This window comes from Paenibacillus sp. FW101-FHT12H11 (assembly GCF_058790355.1).
In genome coordinates, this window is the sequence record NZ_JBYTCO010000005.1 from 452,560 (window position 1) to 465,457 (window position 12,898).

The window sequence follows — 12,898 nt, forward strand, 5'->3', positions numbered from 1 at the left end:
ACCTCGACTCTGCTACTAAGAAGCATCTTCTAAACCTCATACCGTCATACCATTTATTACTCATCACATACCAACAAACGCTCATCGCCAAGTTGCGACTGTAACCTTATTCTACGTTGTACTTCGTGCAGTCATTTAGCTGCAAATTGGCTCCAGATCGGCTTTTTATAGTACTTTTTACAACGAATCTTGCATTAAAACGCTTCCATCACGCTTTTTCGCAACAAATAGTTGTATTGTAATCTGCCCATAACGGACTGATGTATTTTTCTAATACTTCTTTGACGTCACTTCTTCTGCTCTCTTCAATGTTTACAGTGTCATTTAAAATATCATTTCTTATTCGGATAAGCACATACAAAGGGGGCAGTGAAGCCTCACGCAGAGCTTTTATCATCTCTTCTTCTTGCGGCGTAATATCCATGATCGCACCTCTTCCTTCATGTAAGATAATCTGATTTTAAACCCTACCCTATGTGTCAGGGTCAAGAACATAAAATCAAAAAAGGCAGTCCGCTCTAACCAGCGAACTGCCTTCTTCTATATTAATTAATTCGAGTCTGCTTCAGCTGACCGATCATACCATGCGTTGAGCTCTTCCATCCGTTTGTTATAAGCATCGCGAATGGAATAGGCAGATTGGGACCCAACCGGAAGCCGCAGCGGCGCATTCCCTTCATTGATAACGGAGATAATATATTGAACGGCTTTGGCCGGATCGCCAATTTTGATATTTGATAAGTTTTTTTCATACGCTTCGTAGTACGGAATGTACTCCGGTTTTTTCTCCGTCTGCTCCAGGGAGTGTCCAAGAAACTCGGTGGCAAAAACAGCCGGCTCGACAATCGTCGTCTTGATGCCAAAGCTTGCAAATTCCTTCGCGAATGCTTCAGAGAAACCTTCTACTGCAAACTTGGAGGCGGCATATAGACTGAACGGCGGGAAGGAAACAACTCCGAAGAAAGACGAGAAGTTAATATAATGCCCGGATCCCTGACTTTTGAATACAGGAAGTGTCGCACGAATGACATCCAATACACCAAATACATTAACGTCGAACTGTTTCCGAATTTGTTCTTCCGTGTACTCCTCTAGCATCCCGAACAGTCCGTATCCTGCATTATTCACGACAATATCGATTTTTCCAAATACAGTAACAGCTTCTTGAACAGCGGCTTGAATTTGGTCCGGTTTGGTGACATCCAGAGCGACAAGATGAACACGATCCGGTGCTATTGCTTTAAAATCCTGAATAGCTTCAAGTTTGCGCGCTGTCGCAACTACTCTATCCCCAGCTTGAAGCAGCTGCTCCACAAAATGGCGGCCAAATCCTGTTGAAGTTCCTGTAATAAACCATACTTTACTCATCATTTATTTCTCCTTTAGTAATCAAGAATGAACATTCTAATATTTGCAAAAAAATAAGGCTCCAATTAAATATTTAGCATCGACATAGCGGAACCAACTATGCGGTAAAGCTTCTCTTTGCCGGTAGAGGTTCGGGCGAGTACACGCAAACCTAGCATTGTATTATGCATTTCTTCAGCAAGCTCACTTGCGTTACGAGTCGAAGCGAACTCACCACTTTCTAGTCCCCGCTGAATCAGTTCAGCGAGAAGCTTCTCCACTTTATCGAAGCTTTGTACAGTCTTGGCATCCACTTCGAGATCCCATGGAGCAAGCTCTACAGCCATATTGACAAGCAGGCAACCTGGGGGCTTGTCGTCGGTTCCTTCAATCATGAAGTCAAACAAAAAACGAATAGCTTGCTTAGCACTATCGGCGCGGGTGATGCCTGATTGAAATTGCCCGTTCAAGTACTCATTGTAACGTTCTATGGCTTTTAGAAACAGTTGATGCTTGTCGCCGAATGTATCGTACAAACTTCTGCGATGAATACCTAAATGATCAACCAGATCATTAATCGATGTTTTCTCATAGCCTTGTTTCCAAAATAACCTCACAGCTTTCAGCAACGCCACATCGACATCAAATTCCTTGACTCGAGGCATTTCACATCACCTCCCTTCTGAATATAGTTATATCACATTGAGAACGTTCGGTAAAGAATTATTTTTACCGAACGTTCTCATATTGCGCAATATAAAAAAAGGCTATTCCATCAAAATGGAATAACCTCTTATTTCATGCCGGTACTCCGTGCCGCATTAGAACAGACTTCACAAGCTCACTGCCCGTGGCCCTCTCCGGAAGCGTTACGCCTGCTGCAATGAGGCTCTCGGCTACCGCGGCATAGTCCCCTTGAGGGTCCTGATTGTGCATAGAGCCCCACATACAGCTATTGAGCGGGGTCCCCCCATATTCATTACGAATATCGATGGATGCTCCACGTCCGAGAAGCAATTGGACAATTTCGTTGTCCCCCCGGATCGCCGCATGATGAAGGGCCGTCATCGAATGCTCATTTCGCCGCGCATCTGGCTGAAAACCAACCTCCAACATGAGTCGCACAGCCTCTATCCGATGATCCCATGCTGCATTCGCAATCATACTCTGGTATTCCGAATCCAGGGATTGGATGATACCCCGATGCTCCTTCAACATGTTATAGACGGTCTCGGCATCCGCACGTATACAAGCGAGCAGCAATCTCTGCTCAACTAAACTGTACGGCAGCATCAACTCCGTAATGGTTTCATGTCCCAGATGCGCAGCAAGGAAAAACGGTCTCGCTCCAGTGCCGATCATGTACTCATAAATGTGCCCACCGTTCGATTCACCGGAGGTAAACTCCCTTTTTCCCACCTGAGCTTCAAGGGCATTCGGATTCTCGTTAAGAATCCTGCGAACAAGTTCAAGGTTTCCCAACTGAACGGCCATAAAGATATCCGTCTGAGCACCACGTTTAATCAAATGTTTGCATTTGTCAGGTTTATTAACCGCATATTGAGCAGGCGTACTATTGTGGTCAATATCCCGCATATCAATGTCAGCGCCGTGATCCAGCAGGAAATCGATGACGTCAGATGAGACGGCATAATGGAGAGGAACCTGCCCATCCGGACCACGCTGATTGACAACCTCTGGATCCTCATCCACCATCTTTTGCAAGACGTCTATCATACCTAATGCTGCAGCAGCGTGCGGATCGACATGAGCTCCTCGTTCAATCAGGTAACGGGACAAGTTATGATGATCGTGATGCAGAACGCCAAATCCGCCAGCCCACCAGCTGCTTTTGGCATTGATATCCGCTCCGAATTGCAGCAGCACATCAACCATCTGACGATTACCTCTGTATGAAGCGATCACAATTGCTGGTGTATCAAAGGCAAAGCTTGGTTCGTCTATCCGTGAAACAAGCGATGGATGGCTTTGCAGGATTTGTCTTACGGCTTCCGGCTCATTGCGATCAACCGCCTGCTTGAATTGTTGAATAACCTTCGGGTCCAGATCATCCTTATAATGAGAATCATTAAACGACTCCTTCACGTAAGCATCCTTCCTCTTCTACTTAAGATTTGAGATTATAGAAAATCTCCGTTTCCAGTTTGGTTTCATCCTCATTCCAATGTCCATACACTTCCATTAACGGAAGCTCATGATATTCATCTGAAGCTTTCACTTTTGCACGAATGCTTTCATAAGTTTTATCTAGCTCGCTATAGGGTCCGATGTGTTTGCAATAGGCATATTTTTCTAAAATAACATCTTTCATCTCCAGTAATGAATCTTCATTCGGAGGAAGAACTAACTCAATGCCGGCAAATATATGGTGACCATTTTCATAAACTACGTGGTTCGTTCCCTTATGAGAAAGCCCCTTCTCCCTTACTTCCTTCCACACTTTATCCAGCAATTCGAAAATCGTATCACTGTACCTTTTTTGATGATCATGCGTTTTAGAAAAGCCGAACAATGTAACCATTTTTCTTTGATTGAAAATGACTGGTTCCATTAGGATCTCCCTTCTACTCTCGATAAAAGGACAGCACCCAGCACACGCCGTTCCGGTCAGTCACTATCGCCAGCAGACCGTTAAATGGTGCCTCGTATACTTCGGTAAGGATAGTCCCGCCGGTTGACAATGCTCCGTAGATCGCACGGAACGTTTCTTCCGAATCGATTTTCAGGAAAACTCTCACATAGTCACCTTTCAACGCCGGTTTCGCCGCTAGAACATCGGCAAACTTAAGTGTTGCCGTCCCAACATGAAGGTCCGCGTTTAACACCACTTCACCTTGCTTGCGCAGAATAATAATCTCACCACCAAAAATACTTTGGTAGTAATTAATTTCGTCTTTACAGTTCTCCACTACGATAAAAGGGATCGCAATCATCATGGACATCCTCCTCAAAATTATACTCCATATAAAGCACTTGCCTCTACACGTCTTCTTGTTCACTGAGATTATGAAGGACAGTCTTCAATAGGTCGTTCAACAAGTCATACTCCCCATCCGAAATACCTTTTCGGGTTTTACTCTTGACGCGGCTCAATGCTTCTTGTACTTTTGGCACCACCTCACGACCTGACTCTGTCAGATAGAGCAGTTGATAGCGATTGTCCGCGGGATCGGCTTCCCTCCGAACATATCCTTCTGCTTCCAGCTTCGCAATCGCTTTAGCTGTAGTCGTCTTGTCAATGAGCAGCCTCTCGCTTAGTGCTTTCTGTGTAATAGGTTGATGAGAAGCTATTGACATCAAGAAGATGTACTGACCACTTCCAATGCGATAAGGTTGCAGCTCAGATGAGATCAGGATCTGCATGTGTCGATAGATGGCAGAGATATATTGCCCGTGTGATTCCGTGCTGTCCTTGTTAGCAGGCTTCCAATGATCGTTCAATTTACTCCTCCTTAAATAGGATGTTATTGCAACTAATTTCAGTATATGGCTTATAGGATGTTATTGCAACTAATTTTATACATATAGGCTTGACGCCCGTGTAGATCAACCATTTTACAGGTCAAAACGCAACGAACATCAAGCTTTTATTGAATCTTACTCCTCATTCACATATGGAATGGTTAAAGGTCCCAAAGGCAAAACGGCTACCGTCATCTTCTCGCCATACTTCTCTTTCAATTGCTCCAATGTAACTTCAATATCATGAGAAGTTTTTAACATCGCTTTTTCAACGTCTTCGTCGGCTAATGAAGAGTACAAATAAACATCGGCCCAGACCTGAATGACCGCTTGTTTTTGTACTTGCCATTGATCGAACTTTTGAAAGCTTCCGTCGTTAATCATGTCGAGAATTTCATGAGGAGTTTTTCGCATCTGTAAAATTTCTGCATAATTGCCGTGGTTCGGAATCCCATCCGAGCATTCTGAGGCACAGATGATGGTCCCCCCCTCTTTAACAATCTTATGGGCTGCGCTCATCCCTTTGACCGCCTGATATAGATTCTGGTCTAAAGGGTAGCCTGAATTGGAAGTAATGACAACATCAAACCGTCCCTCAACCGGGATCATGGCATGCTGTTTGGTGAAAGCACACCCTTGGTCATGGGCTTCAAACAACTCACCGGCAAAAACTTGCGTGATTTCCTTCGATTTATTCAGAGTCACATTGAGCATAAAATGGGGCTTGCACATCCGATTGACTTCACGGGTCATATCCTGCAGCGGATTATTTACCATATTCCCCCATGTTGCCAAAGGGTCTCCGATCATTCGGGCGTTATGAAAGGTCAAAATGGTCTCAATTCCAGCAATACCAGGCATGATCCCTTTCGGTCCTCCGGAAAAACCTGCAAAAAAGTGAGGCTCAATAAAACCTGTAACAATCCTGAAATCGGCCTCTACATACTCTTTATTGAGATAGACATCGCACCCAAACTGGCTATGCCCCACCTTCACAAGTTCATCGTTGTTGTGGCAATGGTGATTAATCACACGGACACTGTCAACAACCGACTTACCCAACATTTGAATCAGTTCTTCCTCGGTTTGATCGCGATGCGTTCCCGTACCGTTAATGATGACAACATTTTCTTTAGGCACGTGAGTCAGCTCTTCAAGAATCCACGGGACTAACTTCTCGTTAGGTGTCGGACGTGTAATATCACTAATGACAATGGCAACCTTGTCCGTAGATTTGACCAGCTCAGCCAAAGGCGGCGATCCAATCGGATGTCTGAGAGCTTCCAGAACGGCTAGTTTCTCTTCTTGCAATCCATCCATATGATAAGGCTCGATAATCTTGGAATGGTCTGGCACATCAACAGCTAAAGTTCCTTTACCGTACAGCAGGGTCGTCTGCATATCTTTCCCTCCATTGTGAACATGAATTTGAGTCGCAATATTGTTTACAAGAGTTGTGAAAGCGTTTAATAGTAAAATTATAACATAGACAACTAGTAATAGACTTCTTCATTTTTACAGGAATAACCTTGACGCCCACGGGACAACTTTAACATTATGGCTAACCGTTATTTAATGGTATAATTACCATTGTTCATCAAAATACTTAGAGTGAGGCGGTAATCGTTATGGAAACAGCTAAACAGACAGTAACGGTTGAAACTACAGTACATGCACCAGTTGAACAAGTGTGGGCATTTTGGACACAACCAGAACATATTACACAATGGTCTTTCGCCTCTGATGACTGGCACGCGCCAAGAGCCGAAAATGATTTAAGGGTTGGCGGAACATTCGTTACAAGACTGGAAGCCAAGGATGGCAGTTTTGGATTTGACATGGGCGGCGTTTATGATGAAGTGAGAACGCATGAATTCATTTCTTACACCATGGGCGATGGAAGAAAAGTCGAGATCTCATTTATTCGTCAAGATAACGATACCAAGGTAATTGAATCATTTGATGCTGAAAGCGCAAATCCTGTTGACATGCAAAGAGCTGGCTGGCAATCGTTTCTAGACAACTTTAAAAAATATAGCGAAACTGCCAAATAAGATTTGGCCATATAGATTGAATTGAATGGAAACCTCCCTTACTTACGGGAGGTTTTTCTCATTTCTTTTGCTGATTAACTTTGAATATATTTCTCGCCGGTGGGAAATTATAACAAAAAGTTTGAAAGATAAAGGGGACTCAGGACAATGAATCCATTAATAAAAGAAATTACAGCTAAATTTCTGAATAACGATGATTTCTTTCTTCAACAGGATTATTTTATGAATAACTCTGTTATCTTAATGGGCTTCAACACATTGGTCGACTTGACTGAGTCTCGAGAAGCTATACATATGTACATTGAAAAGGCAATTTCAGTAAATATAACAGAAGAAGAATTATTAAGCCTGTTCGGGGAAGTCAAAGAGAGTGATATTCATGTTCTCATCTCATCTATTTTACAGGGAAAATTAATCCTATTTTTCGCTACATACAACAAATTTGTTGTTTCGCAGCCGATACCCAAATTGCTTAATCGGTTTACTGAACCTCCTACGAATGAAAACGTCCTTCAGGGGCCGCTAAGTTCCTTTGTCGAAGACATTGAGCAAAATATTGGTATTGTCAGGAAACAAGTAAGCACCGATCAGCTTTTAGTCAAATCGTTTTATGTTGGCAAGGATGAGAAAAAAAAAATTTCGCTTCTGTACTGCGAGAATCATGTGCAAATGGAGTTGGTGAATAATATTGTTCGTCAACTCGAAATGAACCTGGATAAGGAAGTTCACAATATACAAAACTTATCACAAACAATGGGATTTTCCGCCTGGGAATCCTTCTCTAAATTTAAAACGACAGAACTTCCTCTAGAGGCAGCTCAATGCTTGCGTATGGGGAAGGTCGTACTATTTGTAGATAGATTACCTTTAGCGCTTATTCTGCCTAGTTTGTTATGGGATATGTTTGCGATGGAAAACGATCGCAATTACCCGCTACCTTTAATGGTGTCCGTCCGATTTTTGCGAATCATTGGCGTTTTGATGACGTTAATTGTTCCTGCTTTATATGTAGCCCTCGTAGCCGTTAATCCCGAGGTGTTGAGAATAGAACTTGCGTTAGCAGTCTCTCAAAGCCGTGATAGCGTACCATACCCTGCCCTTGTAGAAATCCTGCTGATCCTAGTTATTCTAGAATTAATTGTGGAAGCCAGCGTCAGATTACCTAAAAGTATCGGGCCCACAATTACTATGGTAGGCGGGATTATATTGGGTCAAGCTATCGTTGCCGCCAAATTAGTGAGTAACCTCATCCTGATTATCCTGGCCGCCACGACAATTGCGAATTCAACGGTGGTTGGATTTCAAAATTCGCTTTCAATCCGTTTATTTAAATATCTAATTGTAGTCCTGGCTGCCATGTATGGGGTGTTAGGCATGTTAGCGGGTTTAGTCCTGGTATGCGCCTACTTGGCAAGTCTAAATACTTTTGGAGTTCCCTATATTCAAATCAATGTCGCAAAGGATCGGAGCAATCATGGATAAAAGCATTTCCGTCATGCTTATGTACCTTCTTACTCATTTGGGGCTTATTTTTTTCCTATATCCGGAAGATATTATTGGAAGTACAGACTCCGCACATTGGATTCCTATTGTAATAGGAATTATTGTTCATTTTGTTGTTATTTCCATCTATATGAAGGGTTTAAGCTTCTACCCGAAGTGGGACATTATTCGGATTTACCTCAATGCGGGAAAAGCAGCTGCTATCATTTTTCTTTTACCGGTTACACTTTATTTTTTCATCATCGCCACTCTAGCCGTTCGCGCTTACTCTGAAATCATTTGTATCGTTTTTTTATCCAATACCCCATTATGGTCAATCATGATGTTATTACTTTTTGTGTCAACGTATCTTGCAGCTAAAGGGATTGAAGCCATTTTCCGCACTGGGGTACTATTGGCCATTATTTTTCTGCCTCTAATTTCTATGATTAGTTTCACTTCGTTTCAGAACATTAATTGGTACTACTCCTTTCCCTTTTTCGAACAAGACTTCTCGTTCCTTACGAAACCCTCTTATTTTAAAAGCTTTTTTGCCTTCGCAGGTGGCTTCTTGTTTCTAGGCTTCATTCAACCTGTTATTACGTATCAAAGAAAAAAAATTCTTCTTGCAGCCCTTTTTCTTATTCCCTTCTTTATCTTCTCCGTCTATATTCCTATTCTCACCTTCGGGGAGGCTACAGCAGTAACACTTCATTTTCCTTTTGTCGTTGTTGTGGAGACCATTAATATTTCATGGTTCATGTTTGACAGAGTGACCATGTTTTTCTTGCTTACACTGATTACTTTCAGTATGCTATTCATTTCCATAACCTTATGGCAGGCTAATCGCATAATAAGCAAGTGTTTACCAATCATTAAGCCGTTCTATCTATTGCTCGCGATCTCGGTTGTTATCTTTGTTTCCTGTTTAATGATTCCGGATTGGAATAGCGTCGGCAATCTATTTCTATGGAACACTCCTTTAAGATTTTTTGTTTTAGTTTCCGTTCCGTTGTCTATTTATTTTCTGGGGCTTCGTTTTAAAAGGAAGGTGGGGCATGAACTCAATTAAGATTTCGTTGCAAGTTATTGTACTTCTAAGTATGGTAGTTACGCTGAGCGGCTGTTGGGATAATAAGGACATAAATCATCGTACTTTACCACTGGTTATGGCTATAAGCAAGCAAAATGATGAGTACAAAGTCATCCTGCAAGACCCTGAGTTGGATCAGAATGCGATAAAACTGAATTTAATCAGTGAAACTGGTAAAACAATCTCCCAAGCGGTAGATAAAATCAGTATGAATAAAGAAAAACAAATCGATTTATTCCATATTAAAGTCATTCTTATTGAAAAAAAACTTGCACAGCAAGGGTTGAAAGATATTATCGCTGGTTTCATGAGAAACGGGGAAATTTCGCTTAAAGCGTACGTTGTTATCTGCGACGAAGAAATTGAAAAGTATTTAGCCAATGAAAAGAAAACAACAGTCCCCAAACAAGCGTTTGTTTACGACTTTTTCGAGAAAAATGCGGGTTGGAACCCACAGATTGCTCGAGCACAGATCTGGCAAATTTATCGTAGTATATATTCGTACACCAATGACATTGCGATCCCTATTATTAAATCAGGTAAATCCTCCCCTTGTGACTATATAGGCTCATCTGTTATTAAAAATGGGAAGATGGTTGAACAGATCACATCCGACGAAACTCTTCTGTATAATGCCTTCAACAAGGAAAGCACACAGGGAAAAATCGAGGTCATGGATCATGCGAGTGTCTTAATTGTTAGTAATTCGATGAAGTATAATAGCGAGCTTGTTGACAATAAACCTTATATGCATACACAAATCAAATTGAAAGTTGTCGTCCTGGAGACAAAAGGAAATCCAAGCCAAACGCTCATTATACAAGAATTAGAAAAGCTAATTACAGAAAGATTCCAAATGCTATTTTCAAAAATCCAAAAGAGTGAAGCTGACATTCTAGGAATTGGGCAGCGTTTCCGTACCATCATTCCAAGAAAAGATTTGCAGAATTGGCGAACCGAATACTACCCTCAGCTGAAAATGGATCTTCACTTTCATACAGATATCCAAAATGAAGGTTTAATTAAAATGCGTTCAAATTTAACGAAATGACAAAAAAGGAACCTGTGAATGACCTCAGGTTCCTTTTCATTTCTGAGATGAACTAAAACTCAATACCGCGAACTTTTGCAAAAACCATTGTATCTCTCAAAGTACCATCTTGCGCACACTTCTCTTGTCGAAGGATTCCTTCTAACGTGAACCCCTGACGTTCAGCAACTCGCGCGCTACGTGTATTGCGTCCGTCACAACGAATTTCAACTCGATTAGCATGCAACTCATGTATGGCATAGTTCGTGATGGCGGCTACGGCTTCCGTCATATAACCTTTATGGCTGAAAGGTGTACGCAACCAATAACCGATTTCAAATTTGCGAGCTTCCCAGTCAATGCGATGTAAACCGCTGCTGCCAATAAGCTGACCGGTTTCCTTCAGAAACAGTAGTAATCTGAGATCTGTCCGATCTAAAAATTCCAGCCTGGCTCGTCGGATGTTTATTTCGGACTCTTCAACAGTGGGCATTTGTTTAGCCCACGGCATCCAGGGACGCAATTCATCCATACTTTCTCTAATTGCTTCGTTAACCATCGCACCATCTCCCCATAAGGGAGCTCTTATTAGCAAACGTTCACTCTCAAAGCTCTCTGGTATCGTATATAAAATCGGGCTGGATGCTTGAATGCTCATCGCAAATACCTCCTATCGAAATGGTTAAACTTTTCTCTTCCACAAATTTTCTCCACATCCATGAAACAATCCTTCCCTTCCTTCCCCTTTGAAGCAGAAATTCATTTCTAAATAATGAATTATTCGAATATATTGGGTTCAAGCAATTGTACGGAAATGGACAGGAGGTAAACGCTTATGGAATATTGTTCTACGACAGAGCCGTCTAAGCGGATATCAGATTTGATAGCTCTTGTAAAAGAAACCTACGATGTCCTTCAACGGGAGTCGGATCTGACCCCTTCAAATTCCGCGATCACGAAACCGATTTCTATTTTCACAGAGGCACTCAGGCAAGTATACACACCAGAAGAAGTCAAGTATGTGATGGAGAATATTGAAGTCGCCACACGCCAAAAAGGGTTGCTTGCCAAGCTGTCCGAAGCCGAGTACGGCATGGAATTGTTCGACTCGCGACGCCTCTGCGATCAGCCCGAATTCGGATTAGCGAGCTTATTCCAATATAAAAACTGGGGGAATTATGACAGTCTTGTTGGCGAGGAATTGAAACAGCTGCGCAGGATCATTCGGTCCGAGGAGATTTCTACGCCTATTGTTTTTGTCGGAAGCGGGCCTCTGCCGCTGAGTGCGATACTGCTCCATCTTAGATGGAATGTGAGCGTCATCTGTGTGGATATGGATCCGGATGCTTGCGAGGCTGCATGTTCCATAATGGAACGCATTCATTTAAACGATAACGTGCAAGTCGTGCAAGGAGATGGTGCGGACTTCGATTATGCTTCTTACCAGCATGTTTTTATTGCAAGCCTTGTTACGCAGAAAGATAAAACACTTGAACAAATCCGCCGGACGAATCCGAATGCCTTGGTCGTTATACGGACAGCGGAAGGCATCCGTCAGCTCATGTATGAAGCGATTAACGAGGAAGCGATCGCCGCGGCTGGATGGCGACTCCTTGGCCGGACATCGCCGATAGCAAATCGAGTAATCAATTCAGCTCGCTTCTATCGGCTTTGTCCCGAATGATATACCCTTGACCCAATTCTATCTGCGTAAAGCCTGCCATATGGCGAGCTTGGAACCCAATCGGTTCTTGACTTCCTGCAAGCAAGAAATTTTGAATATCAGCTGAGCCTTCTGATGGTAGAATAAATGCTTTTATATAAGCAAATTCCTCACTTAGCGTTGAATGAATAGCGGTCACGAGTTGGTCATTGTCGCCTTTACCAAACAGATTCATGACGATCAGTCCCGAAGGATCAAGCTTTTCTTTGCAAATTTCAAAAAATGGCTTCGAAATCAAATGCGTAGGCGTTCCTTTTTCAGTAAAAGCATCCAAGACAATTGCATCATAATCATGTTTCTTTTCATCCGCAAGGATTTGACGGCCATCACCTATTCTGACATTATCCTTCCTATATCCAAAAAACTTTGTACTCAACTCCACCACAGTCTGATCTATTTCTACTACCTTGCATTGCTCTTCAGAAAAATAGCCAGCTATCGTCCCAATCCCGTGTCCGACAATAAACATTTTCTCGATAGACGGGATGTTATATTCAATTAGATGAATCATAGCTCGTGGATATTCAAATAAGATATGTGTCGGATTATTCAAATCCATCGCACCTTGGATGGCGCTGTTAGAAAACTCCATGACTCGAAACCTTCCCTTTTCACCATACAGCTCAGTAGTGTCGTAAACGGAAATCTCATGATTAGGGCTAGAAGTTTTGAAAAGTAACTCCAAG

General features: G+C 42.4%; 15 protein-coding genes. 5 read left to right on the forward strand and 10 right to left on the reverse strand.

What is annotated here, in order from left to right:
* Positions 1 to 208: 208 nt before the first annotated feature.
* From AC3WTJ_RS18860 to larA, 8 genes are all read right to left on the reverse strand, one after another.
* Positions 209 to 424 carry a hypothetical protein gene (locus AC3WTJ_RS18860; protein ID WP_492523116.1) on the reverse strand — a complete coding sequence of 72 codons (216 nt, stop codon included), beginning with the start codon at positions 422 to 424 and terminating at the stop codon, positions 209 to 211.
* Positions 425 to 549: 125 nt separating this feature from the next.
* Positions 550 to 1,371 (reverse strand): SDR family NAD(P)-dependent oxidoreductase, encoded by an 822-nt coding sequence (locus tag AC3WTJ_RS18865; RefSeq protein WP_492523117.1) that lies wholly within the window; start codon positions 1,369 to 1,371, stop codon positions 550 to 552.
* A 62-nt stretch (positions 1,372 to 1,433) separates the two neighbouring features.
* Positions 1,434 to 2,012 carry a TetR/AcrR family transcriptional regulator gene (locus AC3WTJ_RS18870; RefSeq protein ID WP_492523118.1) on the reverse strand — a complete coding sequence of 193 codons (579 nt, stop codon included), beginning with the start codon at positions 2,010 to 2,012 and terminating at the stop codon, positions 1,434 to 1,436.
* A 133-nt stretch (positions 2,013 to 2,145) separates the two neighbouring features.
* Positions 2,146 to 3,453 (reverse strand): ankyrin repeat domain-containing protein, encoded by a 1,308-nt coding sequence (locus AC3WTJ_RS18875; RefSeq protein WP_492523119.1) that lies wholly within the window; start codon positions 3,451 to 3,453, stop codon positions 2,146 to 2,148.
* Positions 3,454 to 3,475: 22 nt separating this feature from the next.
* Positions 3,476 to 3,919 carry a GyrI-like domain-containing protein gene (locus tag AC3WTJ_RS18880; RefSeq protein WP_492523120.1) on the reverse strand — a complete coding sequence of 148 codons (444 nt, stop codon included), beginning with the start codon at positions 3,917 to 3,919 and terminating at the stop codon, positions 3,476 to 3,478.
* A 13-nt stretch (positions 3,920 to 3,932) separates the two neighbouring features.
* Entirely contained in the window at positions 3,933 to 4,310 is a 378-nt protein-coding gene (locus AC3WTJ_RS18885; protein ID WP_492523121.1) for a VOC family protein, read from the reverse strand.
* A 37-nt stretch (positions 4,311 to 4,347) separates the two neighbouring features.
* Positions 4,348 to 4,809, reverse strand: a complete 462-nt coding sequence (locus tag AC3WTJ_RS18890) for a MarR family winged helix-turn-helix transcriptional regulator (RefSeq protein ID WP_492523122.1) — start codon at positions 4,807 to 4,809, stop codon at positions 4,348 to 4,350.
* A gap of 156 nt (positions 4,810 to 4,965) precedes the next feature.
* Positions 4,966 to 6,231: a nickel-dependent lactate racemase gene (larA, locus tag AC3WTJ_RS18895; protein ID WP_492523123.1), complete on the reverse strand. Its 1,266-nt coding sequence runs from the start codon at positions 6,229 to 6,231 to the stop codon at positions 4,966 to 4,968.
* 227 nt (positions 6,232 to 6,458) lie between these two features.
* On the opposite strand from larA, the gene AC3WTJ_RS18900 reads away from it, so the two are divergent.
* The 4 genes from AC3WTJ_RS18900 to AC3WTJ_RS18915 all read left to right on the forward strand — a co-directional run bounded on the left by AC3WTJ_RS18900 (position 6,459) and on the right by AC3WTJ_RS18915 (position 10,510).
* Complete coding sequence (locus AC3WTJ_RS18900; RefSeq protein ID WP_492523124.1) at positions 6,459 to 6,884, forward strand: SRPBCC family protein; 426 nt, start codon at positions 6,459 to 6,461, stop codon at positions 6,882 to 6,884.
* Positions 6,885 to 7,031: 147 nt separating this feature from the next.
* Positions 7,032 to 8,366 (forward strand): spore germination protein, encoded by a 1,335-nt coding sequence (locus AC3WTJ_RS18905; RefSeq protein WP_492523125.1) that lies wholly within the window; start codon positions 7,032 to 7,034, stop codon positions 8,364 to 8,366.
* Complete coding sequence (locus AC3WTJ_RS18910; RefSeq protein WP_492523126.1) at positions 8,359 to 9,438, forward strand: GerAB/ArcD/ProY family transporter; 1,080 nt, start codon at positions 8,359 to 8,361, stop codon at positions 9,436 to 9,438. The genes AC3WTJ_RS18905 and AC3WTJ_RS18910 overlap by 8 nt, the downstream gene beginning before the upstream one ends.
* Entirely contained in the window at positions 9,425 to 10,510 is a 1,086-nt protein-coding gene (locus AC3WTJ_RS18915; RefSeq protein ID WP_492523127.1) for a Ger(x)C family spore germination protein, read from the forward strand. Before AC3WTJ_RS18910 ends, AC3WTJ_RS18915 begins: the two co-directional genes overlap by 14 nt.
* A 52-nt stretch (positions 10,511 to 10,562) precedes the next feature.
* Here the strand turns inward: AC3WTJ_RS18915 and AC3WTJ_RS18920 are convergent, their stop codons facing one another.
* A complete protein-coding gene (locus tag AC3WTJ_RS18920; protein WP_492523128.1) occupies positions 10,563 to 11,147 on the reverse strand; it encodes a GNAT family N-acetyltransferase in 585 nt (194 codons plus the stop codon).
* Between the two features lie 177 nt (positions 11,148 to 11,324).
* Between AC3WTJ_RS18920 and AC3WTJ_RS18925 the strand changes: the two genes are divergently transcribed.
* Positions 11,325 to 12,173: a nicotianamine synthase family protein gene (locus tag AC3WTJ_RS18925; RefSeq protein ID WP_492523129.1), complete on the forward strand. Its 849-nt coding sequence runs from the start codon at positions 11,325 to 11,327 to the stop codon at positions 12,171 to 12,173.
* Here AC3WTJ_RS18925 and AC3WTJ_RS18930 read toward each other — a convergent pair.
* Positions 12,136 to 12,897, reverse strand: coding sequence for a spermidine synthase (locus AC3WTJ_RS18930; RefSeq protein ID WP_492523130.1), 762 nt, complete (start codon positions 12,895 to 12,897; stop codon positions 12,136 to 12,138). The two genes, AC3WTJ_RS18925 and AC3WTJ_RS18930, sit on opposite strands and share 38 nt — an antisense overlap.
* Position 12,898: the final 1 nt, after the last annotated feature.

Excerpts from the sequence above, each read along its gene's own strand:
- AC3WTJ_RS18915 (WP_492523127.1), top strand. The coding sequence starts at position 9,425 with ATGAACTCAATTAAGATTTCGTTGCAAGTTATTGTACTTCTAAGTATG.
- AC3WTJ_RS18865 (WP_492523117.1), bottom strand. The coding sequence starts at position 1,371 with ATGATGAGTAAAGTATGGTTTATTACAGGAACTTCAACAGGATTTGGC.
- AC3WTJ_RS18880 (WP_492523120.1), bottom strand. The coding sequence starts at position 3,919 with ATGGAACCAGTCATTTTCAATCAAAGAAAAATGGTTACATTGTTCGGC.
- AC3WTJ_RS18860 (WP_492523116.1), bottom strand. The coding sequence starts at position 424 with ATGGATATTACGCCGCAAGAAGAAGAGATGATAAAAGCTCTGCGTGAG.
- AC3WTJ_RS18910 (WP_492523126.1), top strand. The coding sequence starts at position 8,359 with ATGGATAAAAGCATTTCCGTCATGCTTATGTACCTTCTTACTCATTTG.
- AC3WTJ_RS18870 (WP_492523118.1), bottom strand. The coding sequence starts at position 2,012 with ATGCCTCGAGTCAAGGAATTTGATGTCGATGTGGCGTTGCTGAAAGCT.
- AC3WTJ_RS18885 (WP_492523121.1), bottom strand. The coding sequence starts at position 4,310 with ATGTCCATGATGATTGCGATCCCTTTTATCGTAGTGGAGAACTGTAAA.
- AC3WTJ_RS18905 (WP_492523125.1), top strand. The coding sequence starts at position 7,032 with ATGAATCCATTAATAAAAGAAATTACAGCTAAATTTCTGAATAACGAT.
- AC3WTJ_RS18920 (WP_492523128.1), bottom strand. The coding sequence starts at position 11,147 with ATGAGCATTCAAGCATCCAGCCCGATTTTATATACGATACCAGAGAGC.
- AC3WTJ_RS18900 (WP_492523124.1), top strand. The coding sequence starts at position 6,459 with ATGGAAACAGCTAAACAGACAGTAACGGTTGAAACTACAGTACATGCA.
- larA (WP_492523123.1), bottom strand. The coding sequence starts at position 6,231 with ATGCAGACGACCCTGCTGTACGGTAAAGGAACTTTAGCTGTTGATGTG.
- AC3WTJ_RS18925 (WP_492523129.1), top strand. The coding sequence starts at position 11,325 with ATGGAATATTGTTCTACGACAGAGCCGTCTAAGCGGATATCAGATTTG.